Origin of the sequence: Gottfriedia luciferensis, assembly GCF_001712755.1 — a bacterium.
In the GTDB taxonomy this organism is placed as follows: domain Bacteria; phylum Bacillota; class Bacilli; order Bacillales; family Bacillaceae_G; genus Gottfriedia; species Gottfriedia luciferensis_B.
The window spans coordinates 126,225-145,803 of sequence record NZ_MDKC01000001.1; the positions used below are offsets into that span (position 1 = coordinate 126,225).

At 31.7% G+C, this 19,579-nt stretch carries 25 protein-coding genes; 24 read left to right on the forward strand and 1 reads right to left on the reverse strand.

From position 1 onward, the window contains the following. Window positions 1-220: 220 nt before the first annotated feature. Window positions 221-448: a hypothetical protein gene (locus BED47_RS00675; RefSeq protein WP_069031903.1), complete on the reverse strand. Its 228-nt coding sequence runs from the start codon at window positions 446-448 to the stop codon at window positions 221-223. A gap of 191 nt (window positions 449-639) precedes the next feature. On the opposite strand from BED47_RS00675, the gene BED47_RS00680 reads away from it, so the two are divergent. From BED47_RS00680 to BED47_RS00795, 24 genes are all read left to right on the forward strand, one after another. Beyond that, window positions 640-2,073: a toll/interleukin-1 receptor domain-containing protein gene (locus BED47_RS00680; RefSeq protein WP_175403425.1), complete on the forward strand. Its 1,434-nt coding sequence runs from the start codon at window positions 640-642 to the stop codon at window positions 2,071-2,073. Window positions 2,074-2,555: 482 nt separating this feature from the next. Further along, the gene (locus tag BED47_RS00685) at window positions 2,556-2,750 is read left to right on the forward strand and encodes a helix-turn-helix domain-containing protein (protein ID WP_069031904.1); all 195 of its coding nucleotides are present in this window, start codon (window positions 2,556-2,558) and stop codon (window positions 2,748-2,750) included. Between the two features lie 112 nt (window positions 2,751-2,862). Then, entirely contained in the window at window positions 2,863-3,084 is a 222-nt protein-coding gene (locus BED47_RS00690) for a hypothetical protein (protein ID WP_069031905.1), read from the forward strand. Between the two features lie 258 nt (window positions 3,085-3,342). Beyond that, window positions 3,343-4,473, forward strand: coding sequence for a hypothetical protein (locus BED47_RS00695; RefSeq protein WP_069031906.1), 1,131 nt, complete (start codon window positions 3,343-3,345; stop codon window positions 4,471-4,473). A 4-nt stretch (window positions 4,474-4,477) separates the two neighbouring features. Next, window positions 4,478-5,542 (forward strand): hypothetical protein, encoded by a 1,065-nt coding sequence (locus tag BED47_RS00700; protein WP_069031907.1) that lies wholly within the window; start codon window positions 4,478-4,480, stop codon window positions 5,540-5,542. A gap of 631 nt (window positions 5,543-6,173) precedes the next feature. Continuing rightward, entirely contained in the window at window positions 6,174-6,767 is a 594-nt protein-coding gene (locus tag BED47_RS00705; protein WP_069031908.1) for an HNH endonuclease, read from the forward strand. After that, window positions 6,751-7,017, forward strand: a complete 267-nt coding sequence (locus BED47_RS00710; protein WP_069031909.1) for a DUF5659 domain-containing protein — start codon at window positions 6,751-6,753, stop codon at window positions 7,015-7,017. The genes BED47_RS00705 and BED47_RS00710 overlap by 17 nt, the downstream gene beginning before the upstream one ends. A gap of 61 nt (window positions 7,018-7,078) precedes the next feature. Beyond that, window positions 7,079-7,507 carry a DUF3908 family protein gene (locus tag BED47_RS00715; RefSeq protein WP_069031910.1) on the forward strand — a complete coding sequence of 143 codons (429 nt, stop codon included), beginning with the start codon at window positions 7,079-7,081 and terminating at the stop codon, window positions 7,505-7,507. Between the two features lie 58 nt (window positions 7,508-7,565). Then, entirely contained in the window at window positions 7,566-7,883 is a 318-nt protein-coding gene (locus BED47_RS00720) for a hypothetical protein (RefSeq protein WP_069031911.1), read from the forward strand. 2 nt (window positions 7,884-7,885) lie between these two features. Continuing rightward, complete coding sequence (locus BED47_RS00725) at window positions 7,886-8,278, forward strand: HNH endonuclease (RefSeq protein WP_069031912.1); 393 nt, start codon at window positions 7,886-7,888, stop codon at window positions 8,276-8,278. Between the two features lie 139 nt (window positions 8,279-8,417). Further along, on the forward strand, window positions 8,418-8,876 hold the full coding sequence (locus BED47_RS00730; protein ID WP_069031913.1) for a phage terminase small subunit P27 family: 459 nt from the start codon (window positions 8,418-8,420) through the stop codon (window positions 8,874-8,876). After that, complete coding sequence (locus tag BED47_RS00735; protein ID WP_069031914.1) at window positions 8,873-10,558, forward strand: terminase large subunit; 1,686 nt, start codon at window positions 8,873-8,875, stop codon at window positions 10,556-10,558. The genes BED47_RS00730 and BED47_RS00735 overlap by 4 nt, the downstream gene beginning before the upstream one ends. A gap of 15 nt (window positions 10,559-10,573) precedes the next feature. Then, complete coding sequence (locus BED47_RS00740; protein ID WP_084006695.1) at window positions 10,574-11,821, forward strand: phage portal protein; 1,248 nt, start codon at window positions 10,574-10,576, stop codon at window positions 11,819-11,821. Beyond that, complete coding sequence (locus BED47_RS00745) at window positions 11,822-12,493, forward strand: HK97 family phage prohead protease (RefSeq protein ID WP_069031915.1); 672 nt, start codon at window positions 11,822-11,824, stop codon at window positions 12,491-12,493. It begins immediately after the preceding gene. A gap of 3 nt (window positions 12,494-12,496) precedes the next feature. Next, window positions 12,497-13,624, forward strand: a complete 1,128-nt coding sequence (locus tag BED47_RS00750) for a phage major capsid protein (RefSeq protein WP_069031916.1) — start codon at window positions 12,497-12,499, stop codon at window positions 13,622-13,624. A gap of 57 nt (window positions 13,625-13,681) precedes the next feature. Beyond that, on the forward strand, window positions 13,682-13,855 hold the full coding sequence (locus BED47_RS23525; protein ID WP_175403426.1) for a hypothetical protein: 174 nt from the start codon (window positions 13,682-13,684) through the stop codon (window positions 13,853-13,855). Beyond that, window positions 13,842-14,132, forward strand: coding sequence for a head-tail connector protein (locus tag BED47_RS00755; protein ID WP_069031917.1), 291 nt, complete (start codon window positions 13,842-13,844; stop codon window positions 14,130-14,132). The genes BED47_RS23525 and BED47_RS00755 overlap by 14 nt, the downstream gene beginning before the upstream one ends. A gap of 8 nt (window positions 14,133-14,140) precedes the next feature. Then, the gene (locus tag BED47_RS00760; protein ID WP_069031918.1) at window positions 14,141-14,455 is read left to right on the forward strand and encodes a head-tail adaptor protein; all 315 of its coding nucleotides are present in this window, start codon (window positions 14,141-14,143) and stop codon (window positions 14,453-14,455) included. Continuing rightward, entirely contained in the window at window positions 14,445-14,888 is a 444-nt protein-coding gene (locus tag BED47_RS00765; protein ID WP_069031919.1) for an HK97-gp10 family putative phage morphogenesis protein, read from the forward strand. The genes BED47_RS00760 and BED47_RS00765 overlap by 11 nt, the downstream gene beginning before the upstream one ends. Next, entirely contained in the window at window positions 14,888-15,232 is a 345-nt protein-coding gene (locus BED47_RS00770) for a hypothetical protein (RefSeq protein WP_069031920.1), read from the forward strand. The genes BED47_RS00765 and BED47_RS00770 overlap by 1 nt, the downstream gene beginning before the upstream one ends. A gap of 3 nt (window positions 15,233-15,235) precedes the next feature. Then, on the forward strand, window positions 15,236-15,805 hold the full coding sequence (locus tag BED47_RS00775; RefSeq protein ID WP_084006696.1) for a major tail protein: 570 nt from the start codon (window positions 15,236-15,238) through the stop codon (window positions 15,803-15,805). A gap of 18 nt (window positions 15,806-15,823) precedes the next feature. Then, a complete protein-coding gene (locus BED47_RS00780) occupies window positions 15,824-16,183 on the forward strand; it encodes a hypothetical protein (RefSeq protein WP_069031921.1) in 360 nt (119 codons plus the stop codon). 193 nt (window positions 16,184-16,376) lie between these two features. After that, window positions 16,377-18,176 carry a phage tail tape measure protein gene (locus BED47_RS00790; protein ID WP_069031923.1) on the forward strand — a complete coding sequence of 600 codons (1,800 nt, stop codon included), beginning with the start codon at window positions 16,377-16,379 and terminating at the stop codon, window positions 18,174-18,176. Window positions 18,177-18,182: 6 nt separating this feature from the next. Next, entirely contained in the window at window positions 18,183-19,571 is a 1,389-nt protein-coding gene (locus tag BED47_RS00795; RefSeq protein WP_069031924.1) for a phage distal tail protein, read from the forward strand. The last annotated feature ends 8 nt before the right edge of the window (window positions 19,572-19,579 follow it).

The window sequence follows — 19,579 nt, forward strand, 5'->3', positions numbered from 1 at the left end:
ACGTATATTAGAGATTTTGTTTTGGTCATGTATTTATTAAAAAGGTTCTTTAAAATTAATAAGTATATTTTAACAAAGAAATACTATCTAATTAGACAAACTTATGATACTTTTTGTTCAACAAATCTACCATAGATAGGGCTTAATAAGAAAATCAACATTATTTTTTAACAGAGCCTAAAAATAAAAAAAACGATGACTTTCCATCATCGTCTGATTATTAACCATTTTTAATTAAAGTATAAATAAAGAAAACTACCGGAAGAAAGAAAAACAATGAAAGACATATCGTTGCTGCTATTTTGTTTTTGTTCGCTAAGTGATCATCGCTTTTATGTAATGATTGGAAAAAATTAAGTGAATAGTTAAAACATAAAGTAAGTAGAAATGGTTCTAATAATGCAACCATTATTGCTAAAAACAAATCTAATCCTTCTAAATTTGACACTAGTAACCTCCTAATATAATTAATAACAATAAAAAAACTATAATAATATTACAAGATATTTCAAGAAAATGGAATAATATAGATTTTTTTCAAAAGATTTCTCTATTATTCAATGGAATTATAATATAATTGAAGTACCTAAAAATAGAAATACATCTTAGATGATTAAATGGAGGGAGAATTTATTACATATGACACAAAAAGCTCTAAAAGATCCATCGATATTCATTTCTTATTGTTGGACGTCAACTGATCATGAGAATTGGGTAATCGAACTAGCGACAAGGTTAATGGAGGAATCAGGAATAAATGTTACTCTTGATAAGTGGGATTTAAAAGATGGACAAGACGTATATGCATTTATGGAAAGTATGGTAACTTCTCAAGATATTAATAAAGTTTTAGTGATTTGTGATGAAGGATACCAAAAAAAGGCTGATGACAGATCGGGTGGAGTTGGAACTGAAACGCAGATTATAACACCACAAATATATAAAGATGCAAAACAAGAAAAATTTATACCCATAGTTGCACAGAGAAATGAAGATGGAAATACTTTTTTACCAACATATATGGCAGGTAGAAAGTATATTGATTTATCAAATTCTGATACATATGAGGATAATTACGAATTATTAGTTAGAAACATATACGAAGCACCATTACATCAAAGACCCACAAGAGGTAAGCCGCCAGAATACTTATTTGAAAATGCAGCAAACTCTTCGAAAACAACAAAGGTTATTAGACAGATGGAAAATGCTATCGATAAAACGCCCAGGCGACTAACATATCTAGCAAGCGAATTTATCGATGCTTTTGTTGAATCACTTGAACAATTCAAGATTAGAGTAGAAGAAATAAACGATGAAATTGATGAAATTATATTAAGTAGAATCGATAGTATGACTCCATTTCGTGATTCGTTCATTAAAGTATTGAAACTCTTAATTGAAGCAGAAAAACTTGATGTTGATTTTATTGTTGAATTCTATGAGAAAGTTTATCCGTTTACTTCTAACTCTGAGTCAGGTACTTATAATATCCTGCAGTTTGATCATTACAAATTCTTTATTCATGAACTATTTCTTTATACAGTTGCTACTCTAGTCAAGTATAAAGAATATGACATTCTTTCGGATGTTTTAAATTCTGATTTCAATGATTTGTCTTATATAGCAAGTGATAAACCACTTTCATACTTTAGTTTTAGGTTGCATTTGCAGTCACTTGAAATTAGGAAAGAACGGCTAAATTCTACAAGAATTAGTATTCAGTCAGACATATTAAAACATAGAGCGAAAGATTTTACTGAAATTTTTAACGCTGATATGCTCCTTTATTATCTATCAAAGCTAAATGATAGAATGGATTCAAGATGGGGATGGTTCCCAATTACTTATATTTACCAAAATCAAGCTAAATCATTTAAAATAATATCAAAACTGAAGTCTAAACGTCATTTTGAAGCAGTAAAAGGATTATTTGGTCAAAACTCTGCTGTGTTACTTGGAGAAAAGTTTATAGATTTTAGAACTGACAGAGGGTTCAGTCATGATGTATTTAACGATATTCCAAATATTAATAATTACATTAACCCAGCTTTGATTTGTACACTTCCTTAATAAAAAAAAGATAAATGCATTAGGGAGTTTCCTTTTGCATTTATTTTTTTAAATAATCACATTATAATAATCATCTTAACAATCTCTTTTTGATACAAATTAATGTGATATCAAAAATTAAAATAAATTATACGTACATAATTGAAGAAAGTCAAACAGGCAATAAAACATCAATTATTTTTCACTTGACAACTTTTATTCAATGTTTACAGTAATTTAAAACTTTTGATAATTTCTAACTTTCAATTATTAGAAAAAATTTATCTGAAATGTTCATAATTTAGACACAACATTGGAAGTATATGGTAAATGAATGAGTATTCAGCGGGATTTTTTCAAGAGTTGTTACCATATATATGAGGGCACTTTAATACTCTATAAAAAACGAGCAACTCCTATCCAATTGGATTAGGGGTATTTTTTTGTTTTGAAAAACGCACATAAGTAGCAAGTTAATCTTAATAATGAAAGGTGGTGAAACTATGGTGAACATATCACTTAGAGAAATTTACTGGATAAAACGTAAACGACTTAAAATAACAACACAAGAGATAGCTGATGCAATAGGAGTTAATAGAACTAATATAAGTCGCTATGAAAATAATAAATCAGATTTAAGAAAAGCAGCTCAATATAGAGCTTACATTGATAAAGTTGAAAAAACTAAAAATATTTAAAATAATTGTTGCGATTTTGAAAAAAACTGTTAAAATTTGCCCTGCCCAAAGGAGGTGCTACTAAGAAGGTATACAAATTCAAATGTAAATAATTCAAAGGAGGAATTTTCAAATGCAATATTTTTTCTGTCATAACAAAAAAGTATCAGATTTCATTAAAAGTAAAGGTATAGATTATATTACTGTTGCCATTGATCCAAAAACTCGTATATTGTTTAGTCTTTATGAAATCACATTAGAGCTAAAGGAGGTACTAGATGAGTACAAACTTAACAAGAAGTTGTATTTAGAGGCTGAATTCAGAAGTGAATTGCAACAATGTTCTAATCAGTAAAATAATATCCGTGTATTTAAGAGGTTAAAATCGGAACGAAAATACATTAGTTTGGTATTTTGGAGGTTAAAAACGGAAGATAAATACACGAACCTTGCAATAATATTCGGAATTCAACCTCGAAACAACATAGTATACAGATAATACATAATATACAGATAAAAAATAATTACATATAAGATTGGCGTGAATGAATACATTCCCACCTATTTAATCAACTATTCATAAATTCAAATTATAAACTCGGAGGCAATATCAATGACAATATTAACTAAAAATTTTAATGATGAATTATTCGTAAGAGGTTACAATTCTTTCGCTAATACTAAAAGTAAATTCCACTTAGATGAAGATGAATTTTACATCTATTCAATTTTATTTACTCGACAATATTTCTTCGGTACAATTCATGGCTCAATTGAGACTAGTATTGATATGATCAACCAATATTCCCCTATTAAATTTATCCAAAATGACACAAAGAACAGAAGTAAAATCAAATCAATTGTACAGTCATTAATCAATAAAGAAGTTTTTATCCTACAAAATAATATTGAAGATTTAAAGAATCATACTTTACTATTCTTAACTATTAATGATATGGAACTATCAAATGATGGAGTGGCTGAAGATAAACAAAACACTGATGAGGACAAATTTCAAAATTTCACCAAGATACCTTTTAGCAAATTGACAACTTTTGAAAGTACTCGTGATTTATACATCTATTATGTAGTTAGCAAGTTTAATGAATTCAAATTTTCATATGAAAGTTGGGCTAATTTAATCGGAGTTAAAATTAGATCTGCTATTGCGATTATTGATGATGCTATTAGTCGTGGAATTATATACAAGAAGGTTGGTGACTACACAGAGAAATTAGTTGGCAATCAGAAGCAACAAGACATAAATACATACAGTATCCATCCATTCAATGAGCAGCAAAAAGGTATTCAAACTCTAAAAGTAGAGAGTGAAGAAGTGAATGTAAAAGTTGTTGAATCTGTTGAAGTTAAAGTTGAAACGGAAATAACTGTGAGACCTAAACAACGTGGATTCGGTACTGAAAGACCACAACAAGATACAACTAAAGATATTACTGATATGTTAGCTATAGGAATTGATCCGAATGAACCGGTTGAATCTTATCCAGTTGAAGATAATTTTAGTGGATATGATCCAAACTTTACAGATATTCTAAATGCAGAATCCCCATATGAATTCATGGATGAGGAAATATCTAACAATAATATTCGATATTTTGCTAAACAAAACGGTAAAATTGTTCCATTTGGTAAAGTTGATAAGGAAACAGATAAAAAACAACGGTCACTTATTGATATTACTCAATTCGTTGAGAATGAACACTTAATCAAGGAAGGAAGATAAACTAATGACAAACTTAAACAATCATACTAACCAAATGGAAATGAGACAAATGATTCATAATTACCAACAAAACGGTGACCGAACAGTTATAAATTATATCCTTGAGCTATGTAAAACTGACTATACAACTCATCCATCAAGAAAAGTTAATAAAACTACTAACGAGCAACATCATATAAATTATAAAATGGAAGATACAGAAGAAATTTATTATGATTCAAAAGGAAGAGTGATTAATAAAGTTGAATATATTCCAGTTGGTGAAGGTTATACAATATACACACAAACAGGCTATTCAGTCTCATATGACTTTCCAGAAGGATCAATGGAATATATTGCTATTGCGATAAATGGACTCAACCATCAAGCTAAGAGAGCTGTATTTAAGCGAGTTATCAATAAGCATATCGAAGATGGATTCGATGATTTCAGATATTTTGAAGATGAATTACCTGAAATTAAAGATTACATTAATACTTCATGGGAAGAATTAACGGATCTAGTAACTCCATTAATATTGTCATATGAAACAGATCATATTGTATATCAAATGTGTGACTACTTTAAAGTAGCATGGAGATATAACAAATTTATGGAAGCATTAAAGGAAATAGAAGATGGGAGTAACATTGAGAAAATAACAATTGAAGCTTTAAAACATGCTTTGAGCAAAGTTGACGTAACATTTGAACCGAAGCAAATAATAAAATTTATCAATTTGTCTTTTAAGAATAAATGGATTGATTTGCAGCTTAAAGGCTCAAGAGGAAAATATGTGAATGGGGAATATAGGTTGCCTCAATTTAAAGAAAATCAAAAAACAATACACATGCTATTTAAGAAGGGGACAAAAATAAACTTAAAGAAATTAAATGATAAGCAGAGGGAATTGATCAATCAACTAGTGGCAATTATTGAAGATGACATGAAGAATAATCCTAAAGTATTCAAAGTAAACAAGAAAGGTATTTATACTGTTAGTAAAAGGTATTTGGCAGAAAGAACTAATCAGAGTGAAAGTGGATTGAAACATAAGCTTATCCGTATCGAGAATAAGATGAGTAGCTAAATAAAAAACATCACACTTTAATCGTATCTTTTATTATATAGTGAAAGGTATAAATAGTATAAATAAAAAATGTCGGTATCCAGTATTCCGAACTGGTAAGCTACTTCTCCGACCTTAAATAAAAGATTAGCATTCTCCTAATATGTTTATTTTTATTCTGCATCGAGTAGGTGTCGTTTAAAGCGATGCCTATTGATCGTGCAGTAACGAGTAAAAGGGGACTACATTTAAGGTGGAATCGATTATGACTGTACATTTTTTATTATCGATATTAATTTTCATGGTGTTTTTATATGCGTTATTTAGAGTAGTCTCAATAGTAGGAATAATTTTTGTATCTATAATCACTGAGGTATTAGATACGGTAAAAAATATATGGAGTATCATACGGGTGAAGTAGGGTTATCCTGCTTCCTTTTTTATTTTTTTTGTTAAATGGAAGATGTACATAAAATTCCTTGATTTTATCATATAACTAAAAATGGATTAAAGCAAGTACATTTTGTAGTTTTTAAAAGCTATCTGAATCTGTTTAGGCAGTTTTTAAAAATTACAAACGCATAGCAAATCAAATTAGGCAGGCGACTATTCGCTTGTCTTTTTTATTTATTACTAAAAGGAGTAGATAATAATGAAGAAAAATGTAAGAGAAGATGTAATTACGATTGATGGTAAGGTGCTGTATGGTGTTCCTGGTTGTCCAGGTTTTTATGCAGATGTGGAAGAGGGTAAAGTTTTTAATACTTTCTCTGAAAAATGGATGGGATTAAACTCTGAAGGTTCTAAGAGGACTTCATACGTTTATATTACGATTAGAGATAAATATGGTAGCCCATATCCTATTTCAGAGCATTGGGCAGTGCTTTCTGCTTACTATGGTATTTGTAAAGATGAACTCATAGAAAAAGGATTAACATGCCATCACGAAAATGGTATTAAGAATGATAATCGAATTGATAATTTAAGGCTAGTTAGATTTAAAGATCAGTTTAAGGATAAACGTACCAAAGATAAAATAAAGAGTCGAAATGGTAAAAGGTTAACTAAATTACAAAAAGAAAGTTTAATAGAAGCTTGGAATAGTTTAGAAGAACCTAAGAGATCAGAATTCGTAAATGAATATTATCCAAAAATGGAAGTATCATGGAGAGCTATAGACGGGTTTGTAGTAAATCATTTATTAAATAAAGATGAGGAGGGTGACCTAAATGAAACGGCTGTATAGTATTAACCTCATTACATTTTTGAAGATTAATGGTTGTTATGAAGAAAGTTACCATTACAATAGAGAAAAAAATAAAGTTTATGCAGTTTTTAAAGAGTCTGGATTGTTTCGTGAACTAGTGAAGGAATATAAATCAGATGAGTCTGTGGTGGTTAATTTAAAGAAATACATAGTTGAATTTAGTAGCGTTAAGGCTGAGATGAAACGAGTGTTAGAAAAGTATCAAACTAAAGGATTTAATATTATCTAATAAATAAAGGATTATTCTTACTTTTGTCGAATTAACTTTCGATGAAAGTGAGGAGATAATATTGGTATTTGACACTACAGTATTTAAAGAATGGTTAGACCGTAGAGATTTTGGTGAGAAGAGTTCAGGATTCCATAAGTTAATGTCTAGATTAAATGAGTTAGTAGAAGAAAAGGATATTAAGTTTTTATATCCTAAAAATCTATTCGATGGTAAAGACAAACACGAGTTTATTGCATTTCTTGAGAATAAATTATTATTGTGTACGCTTCAAGAAACAGAAATAAAGTTTCAATTAATTAATTATTCCAGAATCGAGTACATTGAAATAAATGAAGCTCAAAATCAGTATGATGCTACAATTCTTACAATTAAAGTAAATCAAATAGGAGATATTATTTTAAATAGCTTAGAAGATTCGAACGAGCATTGGGTAAATGAATACTCTAAAGGAATTAAAAGTTTATTTAAAGTATTAGTAGTTAATTAGGCATCCATTAATTTGGGTGCTTTTTTATTTATAAACTAAATGGAGGAGTGAGAAGGAAATGGAACTATCATTAAGTATGAGACCTAAATCGATAATAGATGAATTGCGAATAATTGATATTGATGGGAAAAAATACATTGAAGCTAACTATCCTATTCCTACTGAATGGATTAATGAATATAACAAGTTAGTTAAACAGCTTAAACGAAGAACACCACCTACTGGTTCAAGTGCATTAACAAAGAATACACCACCTAATCCAGAAGTAAATATCAGTCACCTAATTAATCGAGGAATATTAACAGTCAATGAAGTGAGAAAGTATTATGGATTAGAACCTGTTTCAAATGGTGATGTACTGTATCGGAATGAATAACCATGCTTAAGTCTTGCAGCTACTGTAATAAGATACATGATAGTAAATACAAATGTCCTAGTAGACCTGAACGGAAGCAGAACCCAAGTCATATTGATAAGTTTAGGAAGACTAACTTATGGCAGAAGAAAAGGAAAGAGATAGCTGAACGTGATCGATACTTATGCCAGGTATGTATAAGACAACTACATAATACTAAGCAGCGATATAACTTTACTAATCTAGAAGTACATCACATTGTTAGCATAGCTTCAGATTGGGACAAGAGATTAGATGATAACAATCTAATTAGTTTATGTAAGTACCATCATTCATTAGCTGAGCTAGGTAAGATAGGTAAGGATGAGTTGCTTCAGATAGTAGAGGAGCAAGAGAGGGCTTCACGCTTTGTATAAGACGTTTAAATGTGTAGGGGTATTAAATTATTATATCCCCCCTGGGTGCACTGTATCAGATTCCTAAAGTTTCTCAGACCACAGTCCCCCTTCATAAAAAATAAATTCCCTAAATGAAACTAAAAAGGAGGTGAGGGAATTGGCTAGACCATCAAAAAGCGTTAAAACGATGAGCAAAAACTTAACTAAAGAAGAAATTAAGTTAAGGACTGAACAAGAAGATAAACTTAGAGGTGATCAAGACAATATTTCACCTCCTAGTCATTTGAACGCAAGACAAAAAAGGATTTTTAGTTACATTGTTAGTGAGCTTAAAAATAGCGGCATACTAGGAAACTTAGATGTTTATGTATTAGCTTCTTGTTCAATTGCTATTGATCGAATACAAGAAATTGAAAAAACAATTAACAAAGATTTTAATAGCATTTTTGATAAGAATCTGATGAGTGCCAAAGAGAAGTATAGTAAAGAATTCTTTAGATGTACTAATGAATTAAGCTTATCCCCACAAAGTAGAGCAAAGTTAAGTAATATTAATATTCAACACAAGGAATCAGAATCAGACCCACTGTTAAAAGCATTGAAGGTGATTAAGTGAGTAAATTACTTAAAAAAGCTCGGAGATATGCAGATAACGTTATTAGCGGTTCTGAAATAACTACACCAGAAGTTAAAAAGCAATGTGAAATATTTATCAATGACATTGAAAATCGTCAACATGATGATGAATTCTTATTCTATTTTGATGAAGAAAAGATACAAGGAATTGAAGGTATATTAAATGTAATAACATTTGCCACAGGTTTTAGTGCAGGACAAACGTTAATGAGTGGACTCGCTGATTTCCAATGCTTTTTTATTACTAATGTATTTGGTTGGAGATTTAAAGAAGATTCAAACCGTTTTAGATATCGTGATAACACCTTATGGATACCAAGAAAGAACGGAAAGACGTTCCTTTGTGCATTGGTTATTCTGATATTATTACTAACTGAACCTAATTTCAGTGAGATGTATAGTATTAGTAAAGATCGTGAATTAGCATCTGAAACTAAGAAAGCACTTGTACAATTAATAACTGAATCTGATGTATTGAGTAAACACTTTACTACACCAACAACTTTGCATGGGAAAATGAAATGTCATATTACATCAAGCTTTTATCAGCCTAGAACTGCTGATGCCAATTCTAATAATGGTATTAGACCTTCTGCAATAATTTGTGATGAGATGGGAGCATTTACTAGTTACGATAACTATAATGCAATGAAATCTGGTCAATTATCAGTTAGAAATCCACTAAGGTTTAAATTAACTACTGCATATGCTGTTAATGGTTCAATATTCTTAGAGGAAATCGATTATATTCGTAAAGTTTACGCTGGTCTTATAGAAGATGAGCGTTGTTTTGCGTTGCTTTATTACGCAGATAAGGACAATTTATGGACTGATCATGGTTTATACATGTCTAATCCATTAAGGATTGAACAGAACTATGAAGAAATTCGTGATTCTAGACAATCTGCAATCGAAAAACCAGGTGAACGAGTTGAATTTTTAACAAAACATGTTAATCATTTCATGTCTGAACATAGTGGTGAAGAATACATAAGCATTGATGATTTAAGAAAATGCAAGATTGAACATTTTGATTGGTCTGGCCGTCAAGTTTGGTTAGGTCTTGACCTTGCTATGACTAACGATAACTGCTCGTATTCAATGGTTACTGAAGAAGATTTAAAAATCTATGCAGAATCATTTGCATTTGTACCCACTGAACGTATTGAAGAAAAGAATAGGTATGAAAAAATCAATTACTATGAGTTTATTAAACAGGGTGTTTGTTTTGCGACTGGAGAAATGACCGTAGATTATGGATTTATAGAAGACATGATTTTATCAATCGAAGAAAAACACAATGTAGTTATTATGGGTATAGCTTATGACCGTTACAATTGTTTATCTACTGCTCAAAGGTTAGAAAGAGAAGGGTTAAAAACAGTTGAAACTCGGCAACATTCTAGCGTTTTGCACAGCCCTACTAAACTTTTAAAAGAAAAAATTTTAAACAAGGAATTTTTCTATACAGAGAACAAACTTTTAGAAATAAACTTCCAAAATGCCAAATTGACAGAGGATAACAACAAAAATATTTATGTTAATAAGAAGAAATCAAACGGAAAAGTGGACATGGTTGTGAGTCTAATCAATGCCATCTATTTATTACAAATGGATGTAATATTTAATGATGATGGTGGATGGGGTGCAATAGTTTTTTAAAAAGGAGGTGAAACAATGGGACTTATTCAACAATGGAGAGAATATAGGCAGTTTCAAAGAGAACTTAGAGCTCCAAGTATAGGTGGGTTAGAAGAATTATTATTACAAGCTGGTGTTTCATCTGACACTATTACTAAAGAACAAGCTTTAAATATTCCAGCGGTAAGCGCTTGTATAGAAATCATTTCTGATACAGTTGCTTCTTTACCTATTAAACTATATCAAGATTTAAATGGTAAGGTACTTGAAGTGTTAAATGATAATCGTATATCACTTTTAAATGATGAAACAGGTGATACTTTAGACAGTTTTCAATATAAAAAGGCATTAATTGAAGATTATCTATTAAATGGTGCTTCTTATACTTATATAAATCGAGAAAGAAACAAGATTAAAAGTTTACACTATGTAGATAATCAAAGAGTTTCTGTAGTATCTAACTTTGATCCTATTTTTAAAAGTAATGACATCTTAGTTAATGGTGCAACATATCGAGATTTTGAGTTTATTAAAATAACTAGAAAAACAAAAGATGGTGCAACTGGCCGAGGTATCTTAGCAGAAAATAATAAATTGCTTTCTGTAGCTTATAACTCACTTGATTTTGAAGATATGCTAGTGAAAACAGGTGGAAATAAACGTGGATTTCTTAAAGCAGCTAATAAATTAGTAAAAGAAGCAATGGATCAGCTTAAAGATGCTTTTAGAAACCTTTACAAAAATAACAATACAGAAAATTTGATTGTATTGAATAGTGGACTTGAATTCCAGGAAGCTTCACAAAGTTCTGTGGAGATGCAGCTCAACGAAAATAAGAAGACAAATAGTGCAGAAATTTGTAAATTATTTGTTGTACCACCTTCAATATTAGATGGAACAGCAAATGATGAAGTATATAACAACTGGATAAAAACTTGTATTTTACCTATTTTAATAGCATTTCAGACATCTTTAAACAAAGACCTGCTCTTACCGAGTGAAAAGGGTCTTTTTTATTTTGCTTGGGATGTGAAGGAATTACTTAAAGGTGATGTATCTAAAAGATATTCTGCTTACAGTGAAGCTGTTGCAGCAGGCTGGATAAGCAAAAATGAGATTAGATACATAGAAGATTTAGAGCCAATTGAAGGTCTTGACATCGTTACTATGAGTCTAGGAGAAGTTATTTACGATATTAAGTCCAAAAAATACTTTACTCCTAATACCGATAGCATTGTTAGTTCAGGAATGAATAAAAGTACTGCTTCGGAAGGAGGTGAGTAAATGAAGTTAGAAATTCGTGATAATGGTGTGGAAATTTCAGGGTATGTAAATGTAGCTTCTAGAGATTCTAGAAGGCTTCCGTCTGATAGAGGTATCTTTGTTGAGCAAATTGAACCAAAAGTATTTCAACGTGCTTTAGAACGTAACGATGATGTTAAATTATTGTTTAATCATAAAGAAGATAGAACGTTAGGTTCACAGAAGCAAGGGAATTTAACTTTATATGAAGATGCGATTGGTTTATATGCTAAAACTTTCGTAACAGATCCAGAAGTTGTTGAAAAAGCTAGGAATGACGAATTGAGAGGTTGGTCTTTTGGTTTCATTAAACGCAAAGATGAGTGGGATACAACTGCTGAACCTCAAAGAAGATACATACAGGATTTAGACTTATTAGAAGTTTCTATCTTATCGGTAACTCCTGCATATACAGCGATGTCTATCGAATCTAGAGGCGATGAGATGGTTATTTGTGAACAACGTTTTGATGTATTTGAAGAATCAAATGTTATAGCTAAAACTGTAACATCAACTGTCGTAACTGAAACAGTTAAAGATGTTGGTGGAGACAGAATTATAGAAACTGTAAAAGAAAGCGAAACAGAATCGCTTGATCATTCGTACTACGAAAAAACTATTGAAAGACTCAAATTAAAAAAAGGTGGATATTAAACTATGAAAACATTATTAGAAAAACGTAACAACCTATTAGATGAAATGGATGCAATCTTAAATAAAGCAAAAGGTGAAACTCGCTCATTTTCAGAAGAAGAAAGCGCACGTTTTGATGCAATTAAAGTAGAAGTTGCTCAAATTGACAAAACTTTAGCTGCTGAAGAAGAAGCAAGATCATTCGAAAAGAAAGTAGTTGTAACGCTATCAGCAGAAGAAAAACGTGCTTTAGAAATTGAAAAAGAAGAGCGTGCATTTGCTGAGTTTGTAAAAGAGGGTCGTGCTGCTAACTTACCACAAGGAACTAATGGTAGTGTAATTCCTAAAACGATTGCAAACCAAATTATTGATAAAGTTAAAAACTTATCACCTGTACTTTCAAAAGCAACTATTTACAAAGTAAAAGGATCATTATCAATCCCAGTATACGATTACACTCAACATACTACTGCTTATCAAGGTGCAGAATTCACAGCAATTACTGCAAGTGCTGGTACATTCTCAAGTGTTGATTTAAGTGGTTTTGTAATTGGTTCATTAGCATTAATTTCTAAAAAGTTAGCAAATAACACAGAGATTGATGTAATTCCATTCATCGTAAATGAAATTGCTAAATCAATTGCTAACTTCTTAGAAAAAGAATTAGTAGCTGGTGCAGGTACAAACATGAAAGGTTTAGCTCAAAATACAGTATTATTCAATGGTGCTACTACTCAAGTTATTACTCCACAAGAATTAATTAACATGAAAGCTAAAGTACCTCAAGTTTACCAACAAGATGCTGGTTGGATTATGCATCCTGATACTTTTGCTTATCTACAAGGATTAACTGCTGGAGCTGGTAACAATACATTATTATTTGGAAATGATTTATCTCGTGACGGTGGTATGACTATGCTATCTAAACCAGTGTATTTATCAGAAAATATGCCTGTATACACTACTGTTGGTGCTAAATCAATTCATTACGGAGATTTTAGTGGTCTTGCAGTAAAAATTGCATCAGATGTTCAAATGCAAGTGTTACTTGAAAAATATGCGGATCAAAACGCTATTGGTTGCCTAGCTTTTGGAGAATATGATTCTTCTATTGCTGAAACACAAAAATTCATTACTTATGTATCTAAATAATTGAACGATATTCAGGGGCTTTAATTAGTCCCTGATATTTTTTTATGAGGTGAAACAATGAAATTTAAAGCTTTAAAAACAATTAATACTGGATTAGGTGCTTTAGTTGCAGGTGAAACCTTAGAAATTGAACTTGATAAACACACTTTTGATAATTGGGTGCAAAATGGTCTAATCGAAGAGGTTAAAGCTAACCGTAAGAAGGTGAAAGCTAAAAATGATGATAAGTGAAGTTACTGAACAAGAATTAATTGAATATGCAAGAGAAGATGCTGATGATCCTGAAGTATTCAAAGCTTTCAATATAATTTTAGCAGCTTGTAAGTCTTATATAAGAAGTTATACAGGTTTAACAGACGAGTTAATTGACACTAAAGAAGATTTAACGATTGCTTTAATGGTTCTAGCTAATGAAATGTATGAAAATCGTACATTTACAGTTGAAAATGACAAAGTAAATGTAGTTGTTAAAACAATTCTTAATATGCACTCGATCAATTTATTGTAGGTGATTGTATGAATCCAGGACAATTAAACAAGAAATTAGATATTTATACAGTTACTTTTGACGATAGTACCGGTTATTCAGAACAAGTTGAAGCGCTTTTTTCTACTGTTTGGGGAAGTGTTGAAATGATCAATGGTTTTATCAGTACTGATAATGAAAATAACGCAAATCGTAGACGTTTATCTTTTACAATCCGTTATCGTACATTACCAGAACGATTAATTGTTAAGTTCCAAGGTGGTTCTTATTTAATTGATGAGATAAAGGATGATTTTAACAAACGGTTTATAACACTTAGTGGAGCTCTAAGCAATGGGTCTTGAAGTTAAAGGACTAGATGTGGTTATAAACAAACTCCGACAGTTAGAAAAAGATAGCGATGCAATTATATATGGTGCTTTAAGAGTCGGTGGGCAGATACTTACTAATGAAGTAAGAAAGAATTTATCTAGTCAAGGTGTATTTGATTCTTCCGATTTATTAAAAGCTATAAAGCTATCATCTACTAAACTTGATTCTGGTGGCGTTAAGTACGTAGTAGTCAAAGCTTATAGTAAAAAAGCATGGTATGGTGCAATATTCGAAAAAGGAACAGTGAAAAGATATACCAAACCAAAACCCAATAAGCGTTATAACAAGAAAGCAAAATATAGTGGTAGGATTCCAGGTGTTCACTTCATGGAAAGAGCCGTTAACAGTAAAGAAAACGAAATTATTAATATGGTACAAGAAATTATAACGAAGGAGTTGAATTGATGTTCAATCATAAGCTTTTCCTTAAAAATCTATTAAGTGAACTTACTTTGAATGGTCAGTCAGTTCCTTATAGTTACGGTTTATACAATGGACAAAATAACAACTATATTGTGGGCATTGTTTATAACAATAGAGGATCACAATACATAGACGATCAAGAAAGTGTAACAAGATATTCAATACAATTAGACATCTATACTAAGGTCGATAACACTAGTTTAGTAGAAGACATTACGAATCGTATGTTAAATGCTGGGTGTACTCGACTTTACAATACTGAAAGTGTTTTTGATGATGGGACACTAATATCAAATTTATTTTTTAACTACGAAAGGAGTCAATAAAATATGGCTGGTTCTTTTAAAATCGGTATGAAAAATTTAAAGTATGCAATTATTACAGAAAATGCTGGTGTTGAAACATGGGGAACACCTAAAACTTTAGCTCCTGCTATCTCAGGTAAAGTATCACCTATTGTGAATAGTGCTACTGCCTTTGCTGATGACCAACCCTTAGCTGTTGCAAATGCATTTGCTGGATGTGAAGTAGAACTTGAAACTTCATTACTTTCTAACACTGCACTTGTTGATCTTTTAGGAGCTACTAAAGATGCAACTAAAGGAGTAGTTTCTTTCGGTAAGAATGATGTAGCACCAAACGTTGCATTATTATTTGAATGTGCTTTAGATGGTGGAATTACACAATATTTCGCACTATTAAAAGGTCAATTCGCTTTACCAGAGGATCAATACAACACTAAAGAAGATAACATTACTTTTAACGGTCAAACAATTAAAGGAACATTCATTCCTTGTAATAAAAATGGTGCATGGAAAACACAGATTCGTTCTGATGCAACAGAAACAGGTACAGCAGCTACAATTACTGCTTGGTACACAACAGTTTATACAGGTTAATAGAAAGGAGTTTTCGTAGTGGTGCGAGCTAAAGATTTAAAAACACATCAACATCAAATTGAGTTAAGTGGTGAAAAGTATAAACTATCTTTTGATATGAACGCCTTAGGACATCTTGAAGAACATTATGGAAGTATGGAAGAGGCTTTTAAAAGGGTTTTAAGTGGTACAAATGAGGATACTAAAGTGCTGCTATGGGCAGGAATTAACGCAGGTCTTGAAGATGAAGCTGACTATTTATCTATTAAAGAAGTAGGTAAATTAGTTGGTTTGGGGCAAGTGGCTTATGTTGTTAATGAAGTTCCTAAATTATTCATTAATTCATTACCAGATGAAAAAGAGGCTAAGACGAAAAAAACACCCAGTAGAAGAAAATAAGTGGGATTGGGCATGGCTTTATTATGCTGGAACTACTTTACTTAATATGGATGATAAAACCTTTTGGTCTAGCACCTTACGAAAACTTGTTTTATTAATAGATGAACATTTAAAAATAAATGGAATGGTCGATGAGGAAGAACAAGAAACTCCTGTCGATCAGATCCCTTTTTTAATGATGTGAGGTGAGTAAATGTCTGAAGATGTAAAAGGAATTGACCTTGCCCTAAGGATGGAAACTAAGGAGTTTAATAAAGCTCTTAAAGAAGTAAAAGGTAATTTAACTGAATCAAGAAAAGACTTCCGATTACTAGATGCAGAATTGAAGAATGTTGAAAAGTCAGAAGAAGGACTTAAAGATGCTATAAGAAGATTAGATAGCGTCCTTGAGAATCAAAAGGATACAGTAAAGGAATTAGAACGAGCATACGAAAGTCAGAAGAATCAATTACCTGCTAATTCAAAAGAATTAAAACATCTTGCCGACACTTTAAGGAATGCAAAGATTGACATGGAGCGTACCAAAACTAGTGTTAACCGTTTTAATAGAGAATTAGATGATATTAAAGGTAGTGGTGGCGGCGCTGTTGATGCTGTCGGTGAGGTTGCTGACGGAATCCCTGTACTTGGTGAAGCAATAGGTGCATTAGGCGCAGGCCCTGCAGGTGCAATTGCTGGAATAATTACAGGATTAGGCTTACTAGGGAAAGCTGCATTTGATGCTAGTCAAGATATGGATAAAGCTAATCGTAAGATGACAAATGCCTTAGGTTTGACTAAAGATGAAGGTGAAAAGTTAGGTGACACTTTAGCAGATATTAATCTAAATGGTTGGTCTGATAGCCTTGAAGAAGGTGCAGATGCAATCATAAGTGTAAAGAATAACTTTAAGGATATAAACGATACTGATCTTGAGAAAATTACAACATTTGCTCAGGCATTTGGGAAAACATTTGGTGAAGATGTAAATGATGTAACTAAATCTGCTAGTGCATTGATGAATGATTTTGGAATCGATAGTGAAACAGCTTTTGATAAAATGGCTAATGCTGCACAAAATGGTGGTAATCGTCAACAAGATTTATTAGATACGATTAACGAGTATGGAGGCTATTTTAAAGAAAGTGGCTATAGTGCTGATGAATTCTTTAATTTATTAAATGCTGGACTTGATGCAGGTGCATTAAACGCTGATAAAGTAGCAGATGCAGTCAAAGAGTTCCCTATTGCTTTAAATGATGGCCGAGTAGAAAAAGCTTTAGGTAATTTCTCTAAAGGTACTAAAGACGTATTCAAAGAGTTTGAAAATGGTAAAGCAACTTCTAGAGATGTAATGGAAAGTATCATTAAAGATATCGAAGCAACCAAAGACCCAGAACAGAAAAGACAACAATTAATGTCGCTTGGTATTTCTCAGTTTGAAGACTTAGGAATTAAGGGTGTAGAAGCATTAAATAATACTGGTCAAGCTGCTGAAGATACAAAAGGAAAGATGCAGAAAATTGTATCTGAAGGTGTTACACCTTTTCAAAAAGAACTAAACAAGGCCAAAGGCCCTATTAATAGAGACTTACAAGAGATTGGGAATAAAGCGAGTAATATTGCTACTAATTTACTAAAAGCATATAACTATACTCAAAATTTAGCTGCATCTTCTCCTAAGCTTAGAAATGCATTAATGACAGGGTTGTATGTTGCTACTCCTCAATGGATGAAGACTGCTTTGACAGTACTTAATCTTTTAGGTACAGCACCAAGCAACATTAACTATGATACAGGTAATATAAATACTCGTATTCCACAGCCAGGAGCAAGTACAAGCGGGCCTCGTAGAAATACAGGAGGAAGTAAAAACGGTAATAGTATTAACACTCGTTTACCTCAACCATCAAGTATTACTGTAAATAATTATTCACCTAAGGCTTTAAACGAAAGAGAAAGTGCCAAACAAACGAAACGAACACTAAATAATATTAGTAGGAGTTGGTATTAACTCATTATGAAAATAGATCGTATAACATGGTACTCATCAACCGGTGAGTCAATTGAAATTAACAGAAGTGGAACATATCGTTTGAAGAATAAATTACAAACTAGTGGCCTTACTGCAAGTGCTTATACTACAAAGTCATATATGCAACATGGCCAGACTTTTTTCAACAGTGTCTATGATCCTGCTGATATGGAATTGGATTTTCTTATTATGAAGGTACAACCAAACAGCGTTGCGAACTTTGAAGGTAAGATTACAACTAGTGTTACTGAAAATCCACATATATTTTGGACTAGGCTCAACCAAACTACATTGGCTACGCCATCACAAATATCAGATACAATTAGTCAAGGTGCTATTGACAGTATTAATAAATTAGATGGTAATACAGACCTTCGCCAGACAACTACTACTAACGCCTATGGTCAACAAATCTTTTCATTCAATTTAATTAAACATCTTGAAAAGAGATATGGAGTAAGTATTTGGAATGGTAAGACAGCCTTATCTGATAAAATCATAATCGCTAAACAGATTGTAACAAATCTTTCTTTTCAATGGTTTGGTAGAGGTTTTGCTAATGGTACTAATAAAGCTACTTTAAGGGCTTGGTCAAATAAGCTTAGTACATGGAATTATGCACAATCTCATACAGATGCTTCAGTGCAGTTACTTAACATTCAATCTAATTCATTAAGCTTTATTGATATGATTGATAGCAACGGTTTTGTTCACTATCTAGCAAATTCTGAAGCTTACTTATCAAGTGCTGCTTCTCAAATCTACACTGATTATGTGGAACTTAACGTGACTATTGATATTGATATCCTCGAAATAAATGCAAGGAGAACTGTGAGTAAGTTATTTGCTCCACACTTGGGAACAGGTACACTATGGATCACTCTTGAAGATGGTAGTCAATATGCAAGAGATTGTCATGTCGAAGTAGCTCCGTTATATCCAACAGGTTTCGAAAATGATAATTTAAGTTGGCAAAATGTAGCAGTTGAATTAACAGCAGACAATCCTTTTTGGTATACTGCTGAACAAACTATAACCCCTTCAAGCGCAAGTTTTACAATTACTAATAATGGTGATGTACCGACTGGTATTAGGTTACAGTTTATTTCAACTAATGGAACTTGTACAATCAAGAACAATACAACTGGTGAGTTCGTCAAGATTGGCAGCGTGTTGAATTTAAGTAAAATCTACATGAATACTAACCAAGGTCAAGAATGGGTGGAAAATCCAGATGGAGTAGGTACTTGGAGTACTTTAGATCCAGGTAGTACGTTATTTAAGTTAGTACCAGGAGCTAATTCAATAACGATTAATGGAACAACACCTACTCAAATAAATGCATGGTATAGAGAAAGATACTCAGGAATTTAAATTATAAG

Bases quoted from the DNA above. Each gene is read 5' to 3' on its own strand.
- BED47_RS00750 (WP_069031916.1), top strand. From the start codon at position 12,497: ATGAAAACATTATTAGAAAAACGTAACAACCTATTAGATGAAATGGAT.
- BED47_RS00765 (WP_069031919.1), top strand. From the start codon at position 14,445: ATGGGTCTTGAAGTTAAAGGACTAGATGTGGTTATAAACAAACTCCGA.
- BED47_RS00695 (WP_069031906.1), top strand. From the start codon at position 3,343: ATGACAATATTAACTAAAAATTTTAATGATGAATTATTCGTAAGAGGT.
- BED47_RS00755 (WP_069031917.1), top strand. From the start codon at position 13,842: ATGATGATAAGTGAAGTTACTGAACAAGAATTAATTGAATATGCAAGA.
- BED47_RS00685 (WP_069031904.1), top strand. From the start codon at position 2,556: ATGGTGAACATATCACTTAGAGAAATTTACTGGATAAAACGTAAACGA.
- BED47_RS00705 (WP_069031908.1), top strand. From the start codon at position 6,174: ATGAAGAAAAATGTAAGAGAAGATGTAATTACGATTGATGGTAAGGTG.
- BED47_RS00720 (WP_069031911.1), top strand. From the start codon at position 7,566: ATGGAACTATCATTAAGTATGAGACCTAAATCGATAATAGATGAATTG.
- BED47_RS00710 (WP_069031909.1), top strand. From the start codon at position 6,751: ATGAAACGGCTGTATAGTATTAACCTCATTACATTTTTGAAGATTAAT.
- BED47_RS00740 (WP_084006695.1), top strand. From the start codon at position 10,574: ATGGGACTTATTCAACAATGGAGAGAATATAGGCAGTTTCAAAGAGAA.
- BED47_RS00795 (WP_069031924.1), top strand. From the start codon at position 18,183: ATGAAAATAGATCGTATAACATGGTACTCATCAACCGGTGAGTCAATT.
- BED47_RS00700 (WP_069031907.1), top strand. From the start codon at position 4,478: ATGACAAACTTAAACAATCATACTAACCAAATGGAAATGAGACAAATG.
- BED47_RS00770 (WP_069031920.1), top strand. From the start codon at position 14,888: ATGTTCAATCATAAGCTTTTCCTTAAAAATCTATTAAGTGAACTTACT.
- BED47_RS00775 (WP_084006696.1), top strand. From the start codon at position 15,236: ATGGCTGGTTCTTTTAAAATCGGTATGAAAAATTTAAAGTATGCAATT.
- BED47_RS00725 (WP_069031912.1), top strand. From the start codon at position 7,886: ATGCTTAAGTCTTGCAGCTACTGTAATAAGATACATGATAGTAAATAC.
- BED47_RS00680 (WP_175403425.1), top strand. From the start codon at position 640: ATGACACAAAAAGCTCTAAAAGATCCATCGATATTCATTTCTTATTGT.
- BED47_RS00745 (WP_069031915.1), top strand. From the start codon at position 11,822: ATGAAGTTAGAAATTCGTGATAATGGTGTGGAAATTTCAGGGTATGTA.
- BED47_RS00690 (WP_069031905.1), top strand. From the start codon at position 2,863: ATGCAATATTTTTTCTGTCATAACAAAAAAGTATCAGATTTCATTAAA.
- BED47_RS00790 (WP_069031923.1), top strand. From the start codon at position 16,377: ATGTCTGAAGATGTAAAAGGAATTGACCTTGCCCTAAGGATGGAAACT.
- BED47_RS23525 (WP_175403426.1), top strand. From the start codon at position 13,682: ATGAAATTTAAAGCTTTAAAAACAATTAATACTGGATTAGGTGCTTTA.
- BED47_RS00760 (WP_069031918.1), top strand. From the start codon at position 14,141: ATGAATCCAGGACAATTAAACAAGAAATTAGATATTTATACAGTTACT.